Raw genomic sequence first — 20,497 nt, forward strand, 5'->3', positions numbered from 1 at the left:
TCTCCCCTATAATTTTATTGAATATACCTCTGCTTCTTTATGGGGTTCAAACTGCTGCATTCGAATACGAACAGGTCCCTCCAAATATCGTTGAAAATGAAAAGCTCTAAATTGGTCTTTAAAAAAACTAAATTTCCTTCGGAATAAAGTCGCCACTTGCGGATTGGCCGTTGTAAAGAAAATCTGCGTACCTTGCGTTACTGCAAGTTGACGCAAAAAATCAAGCAAGCCCAGAACGTTTAGCTCATCCATATTGGCTACAGGTTCGTCCAGCAACAGGAACTTGGGTGCCGTTTCCATAGCCAGATGCATTACGAAGAAAATCGCTAATGCAACAGCAGTACGTTGGCCGGTACTCATCTGATATATGGCACAGTCAGATTCATAACCTTTTCGCTTCGCCACAATATCATTCTCTTCCGTGAGCGCAAGCGAGATAAATTCATTTGGAGTATGCAATGCCAGGAACAATTTGCTTATTGCTTCAAAATTGAATCTCACAAAGTCATCGCTATATTCAGAAAGAGGCCGTAATTTCGATAAAGCCTTCACAGCTTGCTCTACTTTATCCAGTAGAGCCTCCTTTTGACTAATTTCTTCATGTAGTTCTTTTAGCTGGCGCCTATTATGCTCAATCAATATTGCAGGTTTTAAATTTTCTTGCAAATGTTCTGCCTCCGAGAGCAACTGTTCAAAGTAAGAGCGCCACCCTTTCCAAGAAGTATTCGTCTCAAGCCATACATTCTTTTCGCGTAATTTTTCAAATGCATGCTTTGCGTTGCCAAGATGAGAAATAGTGGTTTCGATATCTTTGATTTGCTGCTCAAGATCTTTCAAATGGTTGTTCTTTTCCACATTCTCCTGTATGCAAACTTCTAGTTCCTCTTGCTTTATCGAGGATTCCTTCTCGAAATATTTCAACTGTTCGCCATAAAGCCGCATTTCCTTATCAAACATCAATAACAGTTGGTCACTGGACAGATGATCTGAGATGTTAGAACGAATCGAGTCCAGTATTTCATCATTCCATATGTTTTCAACTTTATCGATGACTTCAAGTGAGAATCCATTCTGTTCAAGGTTGGTGATTTCGTCCTTAACTTGTTGATATTCTTGTTTAGCTGTAATTAATTGATGATCTAACCGACTAAGCAAATTTTTTACTTTTTCCGGAGAAAACGACTGTGAAATTTCAAAACCAAGCCATTGTGCATTGTCTAAGAAAACATTGTGCGCCTTCTCAAATTGTTTATAAAGCTGAATCTGGTTAGTCAAATTTTGCATGGAAGTATCCATACGCAGTAAAATCGCTCTATTCTTTTCTTTCTCCTCCATTAATTTCGTCAGGATGGCATCGTCTGCTGCCAGCCCGTTTTCAATAGCAGCTAATAGAAGCTCGTGGTTCTCATAATCATGATTACAAAGAGGACAATGGGTTTGTCCCGGACTCTCAACCAGTAATTCCATGCCTGTCGCTTTGAGCGCAGATGCAAGCCTCTGCAGTTTACCTATCTTCTCTTCGTGCCGGGTTACTTGTTCGCTAACATCGTTAAAAAGTTGCGCCGCTTCACTCCGGGATCGTGTTAGCTGATTCATTTCATCTTCAGCTTGTTGGAGATTCGCGATTGTAATCTTCTTATCCATTAGATGTTTATAGTGATATTGAATCTCGGATAACTGAGAAATGATCTTAACCAGATGATCATTGCGTTGTTGCGCCGCTTTCCTTCTATTTCGTAATTGTGGTTGGTCATAGACGTTTGAATATGTACGCAAAGCTGTCGCTATTTCCGATAAGCGTCCATATCCGTTTTCAATCTTTTTCTTACTCACCATCTCTGTTTGTAATTGTTTTATCAATTCAGCTTCCTGATTTTGCAGTTGTTGTATTCGTTGCCGTGTCTTTTCAATCAACTGATTAGTAGTTAGCAGTGCTTCACTTTTCTCCTCTATATTGCGATTCAAATAATTTTCATTGTCGATTTTGGATAAACCTCTATGCAACAAAGGACGGCTTATAAGATCTATTTCTTTTATTTTCGGTAAAAGATGGAGTAACCAGGTTTCAATCTCTTCCGGGGATTCCTCCATTCCGATCATGGGGTATACATACTTGCACGCATTGGCCCATCTCGTCATGTTGATCACGTTTGAAGAGGCACGTTGAACGATCAGTTGCAAGCTTTGTAAATCCTGATTCCGAATGGATTCCGCCTTTTCGTTAGCATCCGAGATCTGTTTATTTAGGCGGTTAATACTTTTTTCAAATTCCTCCTTGTATCGTCTCCAGTTAACCTCCATGCGCTGCAGTTGTTCACCAAAAATAATTCTTGCGAAATCATCACGATAGTTTGAACGAGAATGGGTACTGTAACAAAATTGATGCACGGCTTCGGAAGAGAAAAAGTTGTATTGGTGGAATAATCGGTTGATTTGACTGCGCGCTCTTCCAACTTTGTGTTTATAATAGGCAATCTCCCGTTCTTTCTTGCTGGATTCGTCTGGCGTATTTCTGAATTCTCCTTCTTCGTTGGTGAAAGTAAGCAATCCTTCCCAGCGTTCTGGCTCGCTCGCATTTGACAGAATGTTTCTTTGAATACTTCCTGTAAAGGATAGCTCGATACATTCAAGCACCGATGTTTTCCCCATGCCGTTTGGACCATACAGTAGATTTACTTTAGCGAAATCAATCGCAGACGCTTCGGATAATAAATGGGATCGAAACTGTTGTCCGAAGTCTAGGGATTGTATTGCACCACGCGGCGCGACGATTTCCCCAGCCTGATCACTCGTCGGATTCGAATACGAACGGGCATGGATTGAACCATTTTCCATATAAGCTTCAATATTAGCCGTTTTATAGTCGTCCAAACAAAAATCCAAACCTAGAGGAGCCAATATGCGTTCCCAATCATAAATAGGATCTGCAGCTACTTTTCCCGTGAGGTTTTCAGGAATTTTAGCCGCAGGAATACGATCGCGAATATTGGAGTTCCTTAGAACGATTTTCTTAGCATATTTTTTGGAGCGCTCGACTTTTACTAATCTCTCGAGTGGAACTTCCTCAAATGCGCGGTCTTCCAATACATAACACAGATAAAGATTCCACCCCCAGTCGCCTTTAAGCCGGAAGTAAAAAGGGGCAAGGATTTTATCTTCAAAGGTTGAATATGTTGCTTCGTCGGAGGTGATTTCCAAAAATCGCCCAGAATCCATCGGCATAATTAAATATTGCCCGAACGCGACCTTTCCGACTTTATGTGTAGCTTCATGAATGACATACTGATCATCTATACGATGCGTGCGAATAAACCTCAGACCACTTTCTTTAATGGCGTCAATCAAATGTTGGTTCAATGGAGTGCCCTCCTTGGGAATAATCCGGTTTTTTCTCCACACGTTCAATAGCAGTTACATCATCATTATGCTGAGGGTAATGGATAATTTCAGTTGTATAAGGCTTGTACGAAAACACGCAAATCTTATCGCTATAGTTATACTCTCCACATTTTTCAATGAGTTGGTATGCCCTTTGCTTCGCGTCATTTTCCCTTTCTACGAAGGCCACGAGCGCTCCCGCGCGAACGCGGGGTTGTTTAGATATAATATTGTAATGGCTGTTTTTGTCGACCAGATCAAATTTGAATCCGCCTTGAATACGACGTATTGGCGATGGGTACTTGTGATGGGCAAGCTGTTTTAAACAATGGATAAGACGGACTACATTGCTGATCTGGTGTCCGCGGTGAATCTCACAATCGTCGTCAATATGGTAACTTAACCGGTTGCTCATCTCTTCGTCGTCAAGAAGCAGCTCGTTTCCATCGATATATCCCAGACAATAACTTAGAAATCTATCGAGATCATCAACACTCGCTCTGCGCGGGTAATCGAAATCCCCGGTAGCTTCTCTTGCTAAAACTTCAGGCAGCGTACTATCGAACTTTATCTCTTCTTCTTTCCATCCGTCATTCGATTCGTTTGGAATATACGATTCTGAAGCCTGCACGGTACCTGCGGGTCTTGTCAGTTCCGGACCACCGGCATATGGTTTGCGAAGAGAGATCATTTGTAAATGTTCATATTTGACGGCATACCACACTTTTAATTTCGTGCGTTCCGCAAAAGCGAATCCAAGCCCGAATTTGAAATTTTTAACTCTAACATCATGCAATATTTCATCCATTTCTTTACGGCTATAATTAACATTGCGCTTGTATATGCTCGACCATGGGGCTTTGATTCTTATAGTGGTATCTGGCTGATGGGCTATGCCGATTGAAGTTCCATGTGCCCAATTCGCCGTAATATATAACGTATGCCGCCCTCTTTCTTCTTCGAACATCCGATTTCGAAGAGCGGCGATATCTTTATTCCGCGGGTCGCTGTTCAACTGAGGGTGGAGAACGATATTTTTATAATCCTGATTACTTGGAAAGAATATGCCCGCACTCTTAATATCCTCATGATAAGCATCTGCGCAGATGATGGAGACAAGACGGTTTCCCGATTGTGAATGGAATAGAACGATATGGCTACCCCGGCTTAATCCATCCTGTTCGCAGACATTCAGTTGTTCGCGCATTGGCTGAACTTTGCATTGAGGAACGATGCAAAGTTTATCTCCGTCAACGGATTGAAAAACGTATAGCATGAGTCCAACAAAATTACGCGGATACACGTTTTTCAAAGCACCTTTGCCGACATACGCATAGTCCGACCATTCATTCATATGATTTTCAAAGTCCGACCATGACACTCCTTCACAACAAATACACCAAAGAGTGTTAGGAGGCGGTTGGAGTTCCGGATTCATAATCATTTCATGAATCAGGCTTATCGGTACACAGTATTCCGGAGTTAGAAATAGATCGACTCTGCGTTCTCTCGCAATCTTAAATGCATGTCGACATTTCTTGGTGTGAGAGGGACTAATCGATCTTACGCCTGTTCGCGGCGAAGCTATCAACTGCCCATATGGCTGCATTCTCATAAAGCGGAAATTCGGATCTACTGTATTTAAAAAGTAGAATTCAGGAATGGCTTGCCGATCGCCGTCTTTAAAACAGTTCTCCACTTCTATTAATGTCAAAGTCACTGTACTCGCCCTCCTTCATTGCAGGACATATACATTTATTCTTACCTACAGTTGGCAAAAATAGTATTTCGACGATATTATCTGAATTCCTGCGCAATTGGGAAAATTACATTTTTTATTGTGCCCCTGAAGATTTCAACTTTTAAAATGATCACACCATGACGAAATCGTCAATTTGGTGTTACAGGGTGTTACATAATAAATTGAACTAATGATTGAATAGCTCATGGAGTGGAGAAAGAAAGATGCTTCCAGGGCGAGTTTTGGCTTTGTATTCCTACCATCCGTAGGCCCATCCCATAAATAAGGAATACAAAACAAGATGTTTGAAGCTTCGGAGGCACTTTCCTTCGGAACGGAATGAGGGCTATTCTTTAGTTCAAACATATATAGCAAACAAAAAAACACCCATCACGGTGCTTCTTCTGATAGTTTGGTGGTGGCGAGGGGAGTATCATGCGGGAACTGCCGCCAAATGCTCCTTAACTATTGCCCTGATATCAAACTTGAACGATGAGGAAGGAAATCCTGTTAAAGTTGAAGTGAAAGATTTATGGCCTTTAGCATATAAACGTATTATTTGTTGAGTGAACAGAAGGATCCAGCAGTACAGCACATACCATAGACGGAAACATCCCCGCCCAGCCACACGGCCAAGCGGGAATTTTTTATACTTCCAAACCCGCTTGTCTTCGTTATAATCTGACAATCTAGTGATAGACATCATTAAGCTTATGGGCAGAAGAGTTCAAAATAACAATAGGTATGCATTCTCGGCATGAAAAGGGCTGTAGAACAAGCCGTTAATTGTTCCCGGCATATAATAATATTATATTATTTGGAAGGGAGATGAAGTCCGTGCATCGTCCTCATTGTCCAACGAAGACAGTATTTGATCCGCCTATAAGAGTCGTTGAAAATGTGTTTCATCCTCAGATCGTGCAAGTCATTCAACCTGTTGAAATTATAAGAAAACATCATTGTGTCCCTATCCCACACCGTATGGTTGCACCCATATTTAAAGATGAATTTTGCACAGTGTCCAATCGCAAGTTAAAGAGAAAAAGATGAACAAAAAATTGCACTGCATAATGGCTAACGGGAGCTATGGTTGGATAAACCATATTATGAGGCTGCTGCGGGCTAGATCGCAGCCTGACAGTGTTGACGGGTAATGTAATTAGAAGCGATGCCGTTAGAGTTAAATCTATACTCAGTTACCCAATCGCAGCGGATGGTTGAAACATAATTTAATGTGTACAAAGAAAGGAGATTTAGAACATGGGTGGTTTATTAGGAGGTTTCGGCGGTAGTTGTGGTTTTGGCGGCTTATTTACTTCGACTGGAGTCATTTTAGTTCTATTCATTCTTTTAGTCATTATCTCTCGAAGTTTTATTTAATCACTCCTTAAAAAGAGAAAAAAATTAGAAAATCCCCCCGCTTGGCCGTGTGGCTGGGTGGGGTCATTTTTATGCGTCTGCACCAGCCTATGGCCGCAATAATTCAGCCAAGCAAGCTCCGATGCAGTAAATTTTCCTGTGTATGCCTTTCGGCCAAGTATAGTAGTCCCCGATCATACCTTTCCGATAGAGCCCGTCCAAGCGTAAGGAAGCTTTAGAGTACGAGTTACAAAGAGCGACTGATCCAGAAGACCGCTTTGCTTGATGACGGTTTGATAATTACGATATTAAACGACAAAAAGCACACGCTTGATTCTTCTTCAGAAGAAGAGAAGAGAGAAGTGCTTCGAGAATATGTCGACCAAGTAGTGATCCAGCCATCCAAGGATATCAATTCCTACGACACTGAAATAACATACAGGGTTTTTAAATATGGAGGCGTGGGGAATTGAACCCCTGTCCGAAGGTAACGGCACATAAGTTTCTACGAGTATAGTTGCAATTCTAAACACAAATAACACAATACCATGCTATAGTGAAAAATCGGTAACACCCTTTTTATATGCATATTTCAGAGTATATGTTTCTTCTTTTCCGTAGGGCATAGTAGCCATTTTTATACGAGTATAATCAAGCCTGCTATCTCTTAAAACTCTTTTTACCAAGGCTATACTCCGTTCTTCTTCCGTAATGACACAAAATATATTAAGAGCATATTTTTTCGGGTCGGAAATGCATTTCCCCATATCAAAGCCATCAACATAGCCTAAGTTAGCATCTGCTAGAGATATCTCCAAGTATTCCATTACTTTATCTCTTAACCAGTAATCACGTTGGCTGCCTTTTGCACTTTTCAGAGGATACTGTACCACTAACCAGAATTTCTCACTCATTCAGATTCACCAACCAATGTACAATTATTATATTTAATTGTGCACATAAAAAGGTGTTACGGCTAGATAACGCAGCAAAAAACGAAATTGAATGGTTCAATTCACCACACATCATATATGGCAGTTTGGACATTCATCAGGAAACAGTAAACCTTCACTCACGTAATATTCAGGATTTCTATCATCAATATAAACCCTTCAAGGGCTTTATATTGAGCAATCTTAATCGATCCGGCGTTACCAGTGAACACTCTCATATAATATAACAAAGAAACTTTGTAAAAGGGTATGCTTATTAACAATAGCAAAAACACCATCCTCACGCGGATGGTGTTCATGATGGTGGAGGCGAGGGGAATTGAACCCCTGTCCGAAGATAACGCCACATAAGCTTCTACGGGTGTAGTCGCAGATTTGATGTCACCCTAGGCGGCCCCCTGCAACTGGGTCCTCATAGGGTCAGCCTGATTGTCTTCTTCCGTTAGCCCCAGGCGGAGACTAAGCAGCGTATCCCACTAAGGTTGAGCCCCTATCCCGGCACATGGGCGATGCAGAGTAGGAGCGTAGCGGCTACTTATTAGGCAGCCAGAGCTACAGGTTGTTGATTAGTTTTGCCGTTTAAATTTGGCGTTAGCGTTGTTAAAGCGGACGCGTCCCCACTACCCGCTACTCATGCTCGAACTACCCCCGTCGAATCCATAAACGCCCCCGTAATCAGGCAATCGGATCGATGGTCAGACGTCATTCACGAAGATGAACTCTTCCCCGTCCTTGGCATCGAATCATGAGCCATCCATGAGCCGTTCTAAGACGGCTACTAACTTAGTATACCATAAATCGCCCCTATCTGCATGGGCGTTTCATGGAAGGCTAGGAGAACGTTGGCTAATTCTAAGCCGAGATTAACTCCTGCAGTTTTGTACGATTTTGTGTCTCTGCGTGATACTAACGCGCAACCTTTTGCTTTTCCCGCAGCGCCCGCTGAATGTCACGATTGGCGTCACGTTTGGCGGCGGAATGGCGCTTGTCGTATTGCTTCTTCCCTTTCCCGAGTCCAATTAACAGCTTGGCGAAGCCGTTGCGTACGTAAACCTTTAACGGAACGAGCGTGTACCCTTCCTGCTTGACCGCACCGATCAGCTTGTTAATCTCGGCTCTCTTCAGCAGCAGCTTGCGCGCCCGAGTCGGATCCGGCGGATTGAATCGGTTGCCCTGTTCAAAAGGGCTGACGTGCATATTATGCACGAACGCTTCTCCATTACGGATCGTGGCGAAGCTGTCGCTAATATTGGCTTTGCCGGCACGAATAGACTTAATCTCCGTGCCGGTCAGGACAAGACCGCACTCATAAGTTTCTTCGATAAAATAATCATGGGAAGCCTTCTTATTCTGGGCGAGCGGTTTGCTCTCGCTTTTCTTGCCCATGACAATCACTCCTTCACTAAACTAGGAGCAATTGTATCAACTCCCAGAGCAGAAATCAAGAGATTCCGCAGGTAGTCTTCGATTATTAATCGTTCTTTCCAAAGCGATCCTAATTCGTCTGGAGCGGGGAACCAGGCTTTGCCTTCCGTGGCGCGGCCATGCTGCGGGCACGCTGACAGTCGCCCCTCCGCCAACGGGCCCCGCTAAAGCGCAAGGGCGCGACCCAGCGCGCCTACTTCTTGCGCTTCCGCTTGCCCGCCTTCACGCCGGCGTAGAACGGCGCCGCCTTGCGCTTGCCCCGCGCCTTGGCTGCCCCTTTAGCCCCGCCCTCCGGGCCGGGACTAAAGGGCGAGCCTGCGGCTGAGCGGCTCTTGCGCGCGGCTCCGCCGTCCGTCGCCTTGACGCGGCGGCGGCCTCCGGCGGCACCTGAGTCCCCCTCCCTCGGAGCGGGGACCCAGGCTTCGCCGTCCGTGGTGCGGCCCACGCTGCGGGCAGAGCTTGCCGCTCCACGCTTGGAGCGGACTCCGTGCCCGTCACGCTTGCCCTCTCTTCCGTCACTCGACAGCTTGCGTTTCTCGCCTTGACCGCCGTTCTTGCCGCGCTTGCTTCCGCCCAGCAGGTCGCGGCCCGCTCCCTTGCGACCCCGCTTGCCGGCGCCGGCAGCCAGCTCGCGGCCTTCGCCTTTCGGCCCGCGCTGCACCGCTTCGAGCAGCTCGAAATCAATCGTACGCTCATCCAGATTAACACGAGCTACTCTCACTTTGACCTCGTCGCCGATGCGGTATATTTTCGAGGTGCGCTCCCCGATCAGCAAATGCTGCATCTCGTGATAGTGATAATAATCGTCGGCGAGATCACTTAGCCGGATTAACCCTTCCACCGAATTTTCCAGTTCGATGAACATTCCAAAATTAGTGACGCTGCTTATGATCCCCTCGAACTCTTCTCCGACTTTATCGAGCATATACTCGGCTTTCTTCAGCGCATCGGTTTCCCGTTCCGCTTCGACAGCCACTCGTTCCCGCTCCGAGGACTGGCGGGCGATGTCTTCCATCCGGGAGGCCAAATATTCCGTCCGCTTATCGGAGAGCACGCCTTGATCCAGCACCTCGCGAATAATGCGGTGGATAATCAAGTCCGGATAACGCCGGATCGGAGAAGTGAAGTGGGAGTAGAACTCTGCCGACAGTCCAAAATGGCCCAAGCTTTCAGCATCGTACCGCGCCTGCTTCATCGAACGAAGCAGCACGGTGCTAATGACCGTCTCCTCCTTCGTCCCCTTGATTTCCTCCAGAAGGCTTTGCAGAGCCCGAGGATGTACCGTGTTTCCTTTTCCTTTAACGGTATATCCGAAATTAGTGACGAATCCCATAAAATGCATCAGCTTTTCCGAGTCCGGGTCTTCATGAATCCGGTATAAGAACGGCACCTTCAACCAATGAAAATGCTCCGAAACCGTCTCGTTCGCCTTCAGCATGAACTCTTCGATGATTTGCTCGGCAATCGATCGCTCCCGCTTAACAATGTCCAGCGGCTTGCCATTCTCATCCACAATAATTTTGGACTCCTGAAAATCAAAATCAATAGCCCCGCGCTTCATCCGATAGGCTCTCAGCTTCAGAGCCAGCTCTTCCATCCGTTTAAAATCATCCACCAGCTCCTTATAGCGCTCAAGAAGCTCCGGCTCTTCGCCGGTCAGAATCTTACGGACATTGTTGTAAGTCATTCTCTCCGCAGTCCGGATCACACTTGTAAAAATATCGTGATTAACGACCTGCCCCTTCTTATCGATCTCCATCTCACAGGACATCGTAAGCCGATCTACCTGGGGATTCAAGCTGCATATCCCGTTAGACAGCCGATGCGGCAGCATAGGAATGACACGGTCCACCAAATAAACGCTGCAGCCGCGATTGTAAGCCTCCCGGTCCAGGTGGGAATTTTCCGTAACATAATAGCTGACATCCGCAATATGCACACCTAACAAATAGTTTCCGTTAGGCAGCATTTCCACGTTCACCGCATCGTCCAGATCTTTGGCATCCTCGCCGTCAATCGTCACGATCCGCTTATGTCTCAAATCGCGGCGGTCTTGCAAATCCTCTTCCCGGATCGAATCCGGAACCGCCTGCGCCTCGGACATCACTTCTTCGCCGAAGCTCTCTGGAAGCTGGAACTTGCGTATGATGGATAAAATATCGACGCCAGGGTCGTTTTTATGCCCCAAAATTTCGATAATTTCCCCTTGGGCCGCCGCTCTTCCCTCCGGATAGCTGACGAGCTTAGCTACGACCTTCTGGCCGTCGACGGCGCCCATAGACGCTTCCTTAGGGACAAAAATATCGCGCGAAATCCGCCGATCATCCGGAATGACGAACGCAAAGCTGTCATGCTCCTGATAGACCCCGACAACCTGTGTTGTCGCGCGGTGAACAATCTTGATCACTTCACCCTCCAGCTTGCCGCCGGCCGGGCCTTTGACCGACATCCGGACGAGAACCGTATCCCCGTTCATCGCTCCGCCCATATCGTTGGCATGGATGTAGACGTCCGGCAGCTCTCTGTCCTCCGGGATGAGGAAGCCAAACCCTTTGGCGTGGGCCTGCAGCCGCCCTTTAATCAGATTCAACCGCTCCGGCAGAGCGTACCGCTCGTTGCGGGTGCGATAAATTTGTCCTTCCTCTTCCATCCGGTTCAATAATTTCAGAAACTCTTTAAAATGCTGCGAATCACTGATCGCAAAATGCTGCTCCAATTCACGATAAGTCATCGGACGGTAATCCGGATCGTCAAGCAGCTTAAGTATTTCTTCTCCTGTTATCATTAGCATCTCCTTTTATAATCCATAAGTGCCCGGTTTGTTGCCCTCTATTCAAGTATTTACCCAAAGAACAGGGGCTAACCCTTTTTTGGACACAAAAAACAGCAGGAAAGCTCCTGCTGTATCCGAATCCGTACTTTATTTAACGAAATAGCCGATCAACAAAGCGACAATAATAAAACCCGCGGCCAATACCATAGTCAACCGGGACAACAAAAGATCCAGTCCGCGAGCTTTCTGCTTACCGAACAGATGTTCCGCACCACCGGAGATGGCACCTGACAAGCCTGCGCTCTTACCTTTTTGGAGAAGCACAACGCCAATCAAGCCTAGCGAAATGATAATCAGAATGATTTTCAAAGCGACAACCATAATTCCACCTCCTAAGACAAATTCCAGTGCGTCATCGTTCGTCAGCCGTTGATTTGTATTTCACAAAATAAAAATAGCCGAACCGACACAGCAAGCTTATTTTAACACAGGGAAAGCGAAAATACAATTCATGCATGTCTTTTTTCCATCACATTCCATGCTGTTAAACATTAGCTGCAACAATTATTATCAACCTTAAATGTTCGATTCGGTCGATGCAGCTGCCGGCTTGCGCACCTTCCTTGGCCGGATAAATACCATCAGGGCCCTGACCGCACACCATAGTGAGAATAAGGTAAACAAGATCGCCCAGACCACCGCAGGCAGCGGTGTATGCTGGCTAAGCAGTGCAGCGTCTCCGGCGCTGGCCGGATCATCGAGAGCATACAGAATAAGCGAGAACGACCCGAAGACAGAATCCTCCAGCATCAAGAAAGCGATCAGCAAGTAATAAAACCTTCCGACCTTCAATCCTCCAACCAACAAAATGATGACGCTCAAGGCAATGAAGCCAGCGAGCCACAACACTCCGTATCCATTGCGGACGAATAGAATCAAGCTTAGAACAGCAATAGCCGTAACGATCGTCAGCCCGAGCTTGTGCTTTCCTTTGGCATCCAGCGAGAACATAAACCAGGCGAACAGCGAAGAGGAGATATAACCGGCAAGAGCCACCAGAATCAAGGCCCAGGACTGACTCACCGCCGACCTCGTCACCCCGCTATGGTCGGAATACAGTTCAATGTACAATACTTTACCGGATAAAACCAACGTCGTCAGCGCATGGCCAAATTCATGAATCATTGTATTGATGTTGCGAAAAAAAGAAGAAAAGGGAATCCACTGGGTTAGAAAAGCACTCACTATCAAAAACAATATTGTCATTAGCCATCTTGCCATCGGATTCCCTCCTTAATATACCTTGGTTAACGCTTTGCACTGAGTGTCAGGCACCGTGCGAGGTGTGGCGTGTGTGACGAGGGCCGAACACGCCGTGGTCGCCTGCAAAAGTACAGGCGTTTATAGCGATTAATCCAAATATCTATGAATCTACTGCGAAAATACAGTGAATACCAGCCATTTATGGCCAAATTCTGGTTTTGATAGAAATGTACTGTATTTTTGCAGGCTATCCATAAAATATATACCATTAATATCAACTTCCCTGCACTTTTGCAGTAGATCCGGGAAATCCTCGTTTACTGATCCAATCCTTAAGTGCTTGGGGAGTATATATATCAGGCTATGCTGATGTTGCTCAGCATAGCCCGCTTGCTTCGCTCTTACTTAAAGTTTTTCAGGTTATAGAAAACCTTCTTGCCTTCGTATTGGCTGACGCTGCCCAATTGGTCCTCGATGCGGAGCAATTGATTGTACTTCGCTACCCGGTCGGTACGCGATGGAGCTCCTGTCTTGATTTGACCGGCATTGGTCGCTACGGCGATGTCGGCAATAGTGCTGTCTTCGCTTTCTCCGGAACGGTGGGAAATAACCGCCGTATAACCGGCGCGCTTCGCCATTTCGATCGCGTCGAAGGTTTCGGTCAATGTACCGATTTGGTTAACTTTAACCAGAATCGAGTTGCCCACGCCTTTGTCGATTCCATCGGATAGACGCTCGGTATTCGTCACGAACAGGTCGTCGCCAACGAGCTGAACCTTGTCGCCCAGCTTATCGGTCAGCAGCTTCCAGCCATCCCAATCGTCTTCGGCGCAGCCGTCTTCGATCGTAATGATCGGGTATTTGTCTACCCAGGAAGCCAAGAGATCTACGAACTCGGCAGAAGTATACAATTTGCCTTCGCCTTCGAGATGGTACTTGCCGTCTTTGAAGAACTCGGTGGAAGCGACGTCCATTCCCAGGAATACGTCCACTCCTGCTTTGTAGCCCGCACGCTCGATGGCAGAGATGATCGTCGTAATGGCTTCTTCGTTGGAAGCGAGGTTAGGAGCGAATCCGCCTTCGTCGCCTACAGCGGTGTTCAAGCCTTTTTCCTGCAGAACCGCTTTTAAGTTATGGAAAATTTCCGTACCAACGCGGAGGGCTTCCTTAAAGCTCGGAGCGCCAACCGGCAGAACCATAAATTCTTGAACATCGACGTTGTTGTCGGCATGAGCTCCGCCGTTCAGAATGTTCATCATCGGCACAGGCAGGGACTTGGCGTTAAATCCTCCAAGATAAGTGTACAGAGGAACATCCAGAGCTTCCGCTGCCGCGCGGGCAACCGCCATCGATACAGCGAGAATAGCGTTAGCGCCGAGCTTCGCTTTGTTTGGCGTCCCGTCAAGCTCAATCATTTTTTTGTCGATCGCGACTTGATCAATCGCATCGAGCCCGATAATTTCCGGAGCGATAATGGTGTTGACGTTATCTACCGCTTTGATAACTCCTTTGCCCATATAACGGGATTTGTCCCCGTCCCGCAGTTCAACCGCTTCATATGCTCCGGTAGATGCTCCCGAAGGAACGATGGCGCGTCCTTGAGCTCCGGACTCCAGAGCTACTTCTACTTCCACTGTCGGATTCCCGCGGGAGTCCAATACTTCACGAGCGTACACATCAGCAATAATCGTCATGTCGTCTACTCTCCTCTTAGCTTATTATTGGTGATACTTACTTCCATTTGCAGCCTGGATGCGAATCTGCTTGTACAATCCCTTTATTTATACAATACACCCTTTATTTGCGAACGACCAGAGATTGACCCGTCATTTCCTTGGGCTGCTCTATATTTAGCAAGCTTAGCATAGTTGGCGCAATGTCGGCCAGAATGCCGCCTTCTCGTAAAGTCATGTTCTTATCCGTAACGATAAAAGGCACCGGGTTGGTCGTATGGGCCGTAAAAGGCCGGTCCTGTTCATCCCGGACGATATCGGCGTTGCCATGGTCTGCGGTAATTACCGCCATACCCCCCTTGGCCAGCAATGCATCCACGAGCTGACCGACACAATGATCCACCGTTTCTACCGCGCGGACGGTTGGCTCCACTAAGCCGGAATGGCCGACCATATCCGGATTGGCAAAATTGATGATGATGACATCATGCTTGCCTGACTCGATCTCACGCAGGGTCGATTCCGTCAACTCATACGCGCTCATTTCCGGTTTCAGATCGTAGGTGGCCACCTTCGGCGAATTGATCAGAACTCGGGTTTCGCCTGGCAGCTCGACGTCCCGCCCTCCGCTGAAGAAGAACGTAACGTGCGGGTACTTTTCCGTCTCGGCCGTCCGGAGCTGAGTCAGTCCAGTCTGCGCGAGCACTTCCCCAAGCGTGTTATCCAGATCTTTAGGTTTATACGCAACAAATCCGCCCACCGTTTCACTAAACAGCGTCATGCAGACAAAGTGAAGGTTCTGCGGGAACTGCTCTCCCCGATCGAAGGAACGAAAATCACTGTTCGTGAACACTTGCGATAGCTGAATAGCGCGGTCTGGACGGAAGTTGAAGAAAATGACGGAGTCCTCGGACTCTACAAGGCCGTTAGGCTTACCGTTACCGTCGACGATAACGGTCGGCAGCACGAACTCGTCATAGACTGATTGCTCGTACGATTTCACGATCGCTTCCACCGAATCCTGGAATTGGGGACCTTCCCCATAGACCATGGCCCGGTAAGACTTCTCCACCCGATCCCAGCGCTTGTCGCGATCCATCGCATAATAACGTCCTTGGACCGTCGCCACTTTGCCTACGCCGATCTCTTCGATTTTAGCCAGAAGCTGCTCCATGTATTGTTTAGCGCTGTCCGGAGCGACGTCCCGTCCGTCCAGGAACGCATGAATATACACTTCTTTAACTTCCTCTTTCTTGCAAAGCTCCAATAGCGCAAACAAGTGAGCGATATGGCTATGTACGCCCCCGTCCGAAAGCAAGCCGTACAGATGCACCTTCTTGTTGTTCTGCTTAGCATGCAGAATGGCTTCTGTCAGTACCTCGTTATCGAAAAATTCACCTTCGCGAATAGACTTCGATATACGGGTCAGATCCTGATAGACGATCCGGCCAGCCCCGATATTCAAATGGCCGACCTCCGAGTTGCCCATCTGCCCTTCGGGCAATCCGACCGCTTCTCCGCAAGCTGTAAGAGTAGTGTGAGGGTATTCTTGCCATAGTCGATCGTAATTAGGCTTATTGGCTTGAGCGACAGCGTTGCCCTGTACTTCTTCGCGAAGGCCGAATCCATCCATAATAATTAGCGCCAACGGTTTCGGTCTGGACATAGCTTATTGCGCCCCTTCCACTAGTTGAATGAAGGAAGCCGGCTCCAGACTGGCCCCTCCTACGAGAGCTCCGTCAATGTCGGACATTTGCATATATTCGCGGATATTGCCCGGCTTCACACTGCCGCCGTACTGGATCCGAACCGCTTCGGCCGTAGCCGCATCGAACTGCTCCTGCACGAGTTGGCGGATATAGCGGATCACATCGTTAGCGTCTTCCGCCGTAGAAGATTTACCGGTGCCGATCGCCCAGATAGGCTCATAAGCGATAACGACCTGCGCTGCCTGCTCTGCAGTCAGCCCTTGGAGAGCGGCTTCCGTTTGCGTTTTGCACACTTCTTTGGTACGGCCGGCTTCTCTTTCCTCCAGCTTCTCCCCTACACAAACGATCGGTGTCAAGCCGTATTGGAAAGCGGCATGCACCTTCTTGTTTACCGTTTCGTCCGTTTCCGCAAAGTAAGCCCGGCGCTCAGAGTGCCCGATGATGACATACTTCACTCCGGTCTCCTGAAGCATCGGTCCGCTAACTTCCCCGGTGAAAGCGCCGCTTTCTTCCCAGTGAAGATTTTGCGCGCCGACTTTAACGGAGGTGCCTTCCAGAGCATCGACCAAGGAAGCCAATTGAGTGTAAGGCGCACAAATAACGGCTTCTACTCCCTCTACTTCTGCTTTTCCTTTGACATCCTCTGCAAATGCCCGCGCTTCTTTAACGGTCTTAAACATTTTCCAGTTCCCGGCAATGATCGGTTTTCTCATGTTTACCCGCTCCTTTCCTATTAATTATTTATCGTTAAGAGCGATTACGCCCGGCAAAGCTTTACCTTCCATGAATTCCAGCGAAGCCCCTCCGCCGGTCGATATATGATCCATCCGGTCGGCCAGATTAAACTTCTCCGCCGCCGCCGCGGAATCTCCGCCGCCGATAACGGTATAGGCTTCGGTCTCGGCGCAAGCTTGACCTACCGCCAAGGTTCCTTTGGAGAACGGTTCAATCTCGAACACGCCCATCGGCCCGTTCCATACGACCAGCTTCGATTTTTTAATAACATCCGCATAAATTTCCCGCGTCTTCGGTCCGATATCGATCCCTTCCCAATCGGCGGGCATCTCGTCGATTCCGACGATCTTCGTATTCGCATCTTCACTGAAATCATCGGTAACGACCACGTCTACCGGCAGCAGGAAGTTCACACCTTTTTCCTTAGCCTTGCCAATGAACTCTAGAGCCAGATCCAGCTTCTCGTTATCGACGAGCGACTTGCCGATTTCATGGCCTTGAGCCTTGATGAACGTATAAGCCAGACCCCCGCCGATAATCAGATTGTCGGCCAGGTTGATCAAATTATCGATGACGTCAATTTTATCCTTAACCTTCGCTCCGCCGATGATGGCCGTAAAAGGCCGGTCAGGATTGTTCAGCGCCTTGCTCAGCACCTCCAGCTCCTTCTCCATCAGCAGACCGGACACCGCAGGAAGATGATGAGCGATTCCTTCGGTCGAAGCATGAGCCCGGTGAGCAGCGCCGAAAGCATCGTTCACATACAGATCAGCCAGCTCGGCGAACGATTTCGCCAATTCGGGATCGTTCTTCTCCTCTCCCGGATAAAAGCGAACATTCTCCAGCAAGAGAACGTCCCCGTCCTTCATCTCGGCAATTTTCGCCTGCACCGACTCGCCAACCGCTTCGTCCGCTTTGGCAACCGGCTTGCCTAACAGCTCAGACAGGCGCACGGCAGCAGGTGTTAAGCGCAGCTCTTCTACAACCTGCCCTTTAGGCCGGCCCAAGTGGCTGGCCAGAATGACTTTGGCTCCGTTATCCATCAAATAACGGATAGTTGGCAAAGTTTCGCGAATCCGGGTATCGTCGGTAATTTCTCCATCCTTGAGAGGGACGTTAAAATCAACCCGGACAAACACCTTTTTCCCATTCACTTGTACGTCACGAACGCTTTTTTTGTTCAAGCGATTCCCTCCTTCTCACATTCGGTCCTCCGTCCGGAAGACAAGCCGTCTCCCGACGAGTCCTTCTTCCAATTGGAGTGCTGTTTATACTCAAAATTAGAGGAGAATAGCTATTCTCCTCTAATTGATTTATTGCGTATTACAAACCTTTGGACGCGATGTACAGAGCCAAGTCCACAACGCGGTTGGAATATCCCCACTCATTGTCGTACCAGGAGACGACTTTGACCATGTTGTCGCCTACGACCATAGTGGACAAAGCGTCGATGGTCGAAGAAGCCGGATCTCCGTTGAAGTCGCTGGACACGAGCGGCTCTTCTGTATAGTTCATGATGCCTTTCAGCGGACCGTTAGCGGCTGCTTGCAGCGCTGCGTTAACTTCGTCCACCGTAACGTTCGTTTTCAGTTCAGCGACCAGGTCTGTCACGGATACGTTCGGAGTCGGCACGCGGAAAGACATTCCGTTCAGCTTGCCTTTAAGCTCAGGCAGAACGAGGGAAACCGCTTTGGCTGCTCCTGTAGTGGAAGGAATAATGTTCTCTGCAGCAGCACGCGAGCGACGAGCGTCTTTGTGCGGCAAGTCCAGCACATTCTGATCGTTCGTGTAGGAGTGGACGGTAGTCATCATTCCTTTAACGATACCGAACTTGTCGTTCAATACTTTGGCAAAAGGAGCCAGACAGTTGGTCGTACAGGAAGCGTTGGAGATCACCGTATGCTTGGAAGCATCGTATTGATCTTCGTTAACGCCCATAACGACTGTAATATCTTCGTTAGTAGCGGGAGCGGAAATGATGACTTTCTTGGCTCCGCCTTTCAGATGTGCTTCTGCTTTAGCTTTATCTGTGAAAATCCCCGTCGATTCCACAACGATATCCACACCAACACTGCCCCAAGGCAAGTTGCCCGGATCGCGCTCTGCAAATACTTTAACTTCCTTACCGTTTACGATGATACTGCCTTCGCCCACTTCTACATTTCCTTCGAATCTACCGTGAGTCGTATCGTATTTCAGCAAATGCGCAAGCATTTTGACGTCCGTCAAATCGTTAATAGCAACAATCTCTACTTCCGGGTTGTTGAACGCTGCGCGAAACACGTTGCGGCCAATCCGTCCGAAACCGTTAATCCCTACTTTTACCATGATGATTCCTCCTCATTCTTTTGAACTTAGGTTATATATCTCAAGACGAACCTGGGAGGGTGCGTCAAGATCACTTGGATGTCTAAATATAATTCAACATTTCTCTAGCGGCCGCTTCGTCCGTCACCAACACGTGCTCCTGGCCGAACTTAAGCACCGAAGCGATGCTCTCGCCTTTGCTTGCGCCCCCGGCTACGGCAATGACCTTCGTATTCTGCAAGTCTTCCAGCCTCAGCCCGGCGGTCGGCATCTTATGAACCACTTTACCCTCGCGGTCAAAATAATAACCGAACGCTTCCGCAAGCGCGCCGTCGGCCATCAACTGCTCAATCGTGGCGGTGTCCAGCTTGCGCCTTTTGGCCATAACAATAGCTTCTCCTATTCCGTGAACGACAATCCGTGTATCGCGGATGACATCTATAATCTCACGGATATTCGGGTCTTGGATCAGAGATTGATAGGCTTCTTCTCCGAGATGATCCGGCACGTGCAGCAGCCGGTAATTTCCTCCGGTTTTTTTGGCCATAATGGAAGCAATCGTATTGGCTTGCAGCTCCACACTTTCTCCAAGCCCCCCTCTGGCCGGCACGAACAGGCTGCCCTTAAGCGGGGTGGAAGGACTTAGATGGTTAGCCACCTCAGCCATCGTAGAACCGCCGGTAACGGCGATAACGCCCGTCTCCTGAGCCATCTTGCGCAGGGCCGATGCCCCGGCCCGTCCGAGCTCCTTCCGGGTGGAAGGGGAAAGGTCCGAATCTCCCGGAACGATAATAACCTTCTCCAGTTGAAAAGCGTCGCCAATCTGCTTCTCCATATCGGACAATCCGAATAGCTCCTTAATCATCGGCTCCAGCTGTTCCAGCAGCTTCTGGCCCGCTTCACTCACTCTCATGCCGAAGCTCTCCACTTCGAGCAATCCTTGGTTTTTCAGAAATTCGACTTCTCCTCTTAGGACACGTTCGGTCATGTTGAGGGAAGAAGCCAATGTTCTGCGGCCCACCAAGCGAGAGACTTGAATGTGATGCAGGATGGTGTATCGCTTTTTCAACAATTCGATCATGTCGGGCATAAGCTGCTTTTGAATTTCAAGAATAGCCCTCATGGTTTGATATCACCCCTGCCAATACTTTGGATTCCAAGATCCAGACATGGACACGAAA

At 47.8% G+C, this 20,497-nt stretch carries 14 protein-coding genes and 1 other RNA gene; 1 reads left to right on the plus strand and 14 read right to left on the minus strand.

Features of this window, described 5'->3' with window-relative positions; genetic code table 11:
- Positions 1-6: 6 nt before the first annotated feature.
- Positions 7-3,357, minus strand: a complete 3,351-nt coding sequence (locus KJS69_RS16980) for an AAA family ATPase (protein ID WP_213584962.1) — start codon at positions 3,355-3,357, stop codon at positions 7-9.
- Entirely contained in the window at positions 3,338-4,816 is a 1,479-nt protein-coding gene (locus tag KJS69_RS16985) for a hypothetical protein (RefSeq protein ID WP_213584963.1), read from the minus strand. Before KJS69_RS16985 ends, KJS69_RS16980 begins: the two co-directional genes overlap by 20 nt.
- A 1,563-nt stretch (positions 4,817-6,379) precedes the next feature.
- Between KJS69_RS16985 and KJS69_RS29725 the strand changes: the two genes are divergently transcribed.
- Positions 6,380-6,499: a YjcZ family sporulation protein gene (locus tag KJS69_RS29725; protein WP_249730571.1), complete on the plus strand. Its 120-nt coding sequence runs from the start codon at positions 6,380-6,382 to the stop codon at positions 6,497-6,499.
- Between the two features lie 530 nt (positions 6,500-7,029).
- Here KJS69_RS29725 and KJS69_RS16990 read toward each other — a convergent pair.
- The 12 genes from KJS69_RS16990 to KJS69_RS17045 all read right to left on the minus strand — a co-directional run bounded on the left by KJS69_RS16990 (position 7,030) and on the right by KJS69_RS17045 (position 20,439).
- The gene (locus KJS69_RS16990) at positions 7,030-7,392 is read right to left on the minus strand and encodes a hypothetical protein (protein ID WP_213584964.1); all 363 of its coding nucleotides are present in this window, start codon (positions 7,390-7,392) and stop codon (positions 7,030-7,032) included.
- A 340-nt stretch (positions 7,393-7,732) separates the two neighbouring features.
- Positions 7,733-8,102, minus strand: a transfer-messenger RNA (tmRNA) gene (gene ssrA / locus KJS69_RS16995).
- Between the two features lie 235 nt (positions 8,103-8,337).
- Positions 8,338-8,817 (minus strand): SsrA-binding protein SmpB, encoded by a 480-nt coding sequence (gene smpB / locus KJS69_RS17000; RefSeq protein WP_213584965.1) that lies wholly within the window; start codon positions 8,815-8,817, stop codon positions 8,338-8,340.
- 232 nt (positions 8,818-9,049) lie between these two features.
- Positions 9,050-11,641, minus strand: a complete 2,592-nt coding sequence (rnr, locus tag KJS69_RS17005; protein ID WP_213584966.1) for a ribonuclease R — start codon at positions 11,639-11,641, stop codon at positions 9,050-9,052.
- 135 nt (positions 11,642-11,776) lie between these two features.
- Positions 11,777-12,010: a preprotein translocase subunit SecG gene (gene secG, locus KJS69_RS17010; protein ID WP_213584967.1), complete on the minus strand. Its 234-nt coding sequence runs from the start codon at positions 12,008-12,010 to the stop codon at positions 11,777-11,779.
- 195 nt (positions 12,011-12,205) lie between these two features.
- Positions 12,206-12,910, minus strand: a complete 705-nt coding sequence (locus tag KJS69_RS17015; protein ID WP_213584968.1) for a M50 family metallopeptidase — start codon at positions 12,908-12,910, stop codon at positions 12,206-12,208.
- A 383-nt stretch (positions 12,911-13,293) separates the two neighbouring features.
- On the minus strand, positions 13,294-14,586 hold the full coding sequence (gene eno, locus KJS69_RS17020; protein ID WP_213584969.1) for a phosphopyruvate hydratase: 1,293 nt from the start codon (positions 14,584-14,586) through the stop codon (positions 13,294-13,296).
- Between the two features lie 103 nt (positions 14,587-14,689).
- Positions 14,690-16,231 (minus strand): 2,3-bisphosphoglycerate-independent phosphoglycerate mutase, encoded by a 1,542-nt coding sequence (gpmI, locus tag KJS69_RS17025; protein ID WP_213584970.1) that lies wholly within the window; start codon positions 16,229-16,231, stop codon positions 14,690-14,692.
- 3 nt (positions 16,232-16,234) lie between these two features.
- Positions 16,235-16,987 (minus strand): triose-phosphate isomerase, encoded by a 753-nt coding sequence (tpiA, locus tag KJS69_RS17030; RefSeq protein ID WP_213584971.1) that lies wholly within the window; start codon positions 16,985-16,987, stop codon positions 16,235-16,237.
- A gap of 24 nt (positions 16,988-17,011) precedes the next feature.
- Positions 17,012-18,193, minus strand: a complete 1,182-nt coding sequence (locus tag KJS69_RS17035) for a phosphoglycerate kinase (protein ID WP_213584972.1) — start codon at positions 18,191-18,193, stop codon at positions 17,012-17,014.
- 139 nt (positions 18,194-18,332) lie between these two features.
- The gene (gene gap, locus KJS69_RS17040) at positions 18,333-19,337 is read right to left on the minus strand and encodes a type I glyceraldehyde-3-phosphate dehydrogenase (protein ID WP_213584973.1); all 1,005 of its coding nucleotides are present in this window, start codon (positions 19,335-19,337) and stop codon (positions 18,333-18,335) included.
- A gap of 82 nt (positions 19,338-19,419) precedes the next feature.
- On the minus strand, positions 19,420-20,439 hold the full coding sequence (locus tag KJS69_RS17045) for a sugar-binding transcriptional regulator (protein ID WP_213584974.1): 1,020 nt from the start codon (positions 20,437-20,439) through the stop codon (positions 19,420-19,422).
- Positions 20,440-20,497: the final 58 nt, after the last annotated feature.

This window comes from Paenibacillus sp. J2TS4 (assembly GCF_018403245.1).
Lineage (GTDB): Bacteria > Bacillota > Bacilli > Paenibacillales > NBRC-103111 > Paenibacillus_L.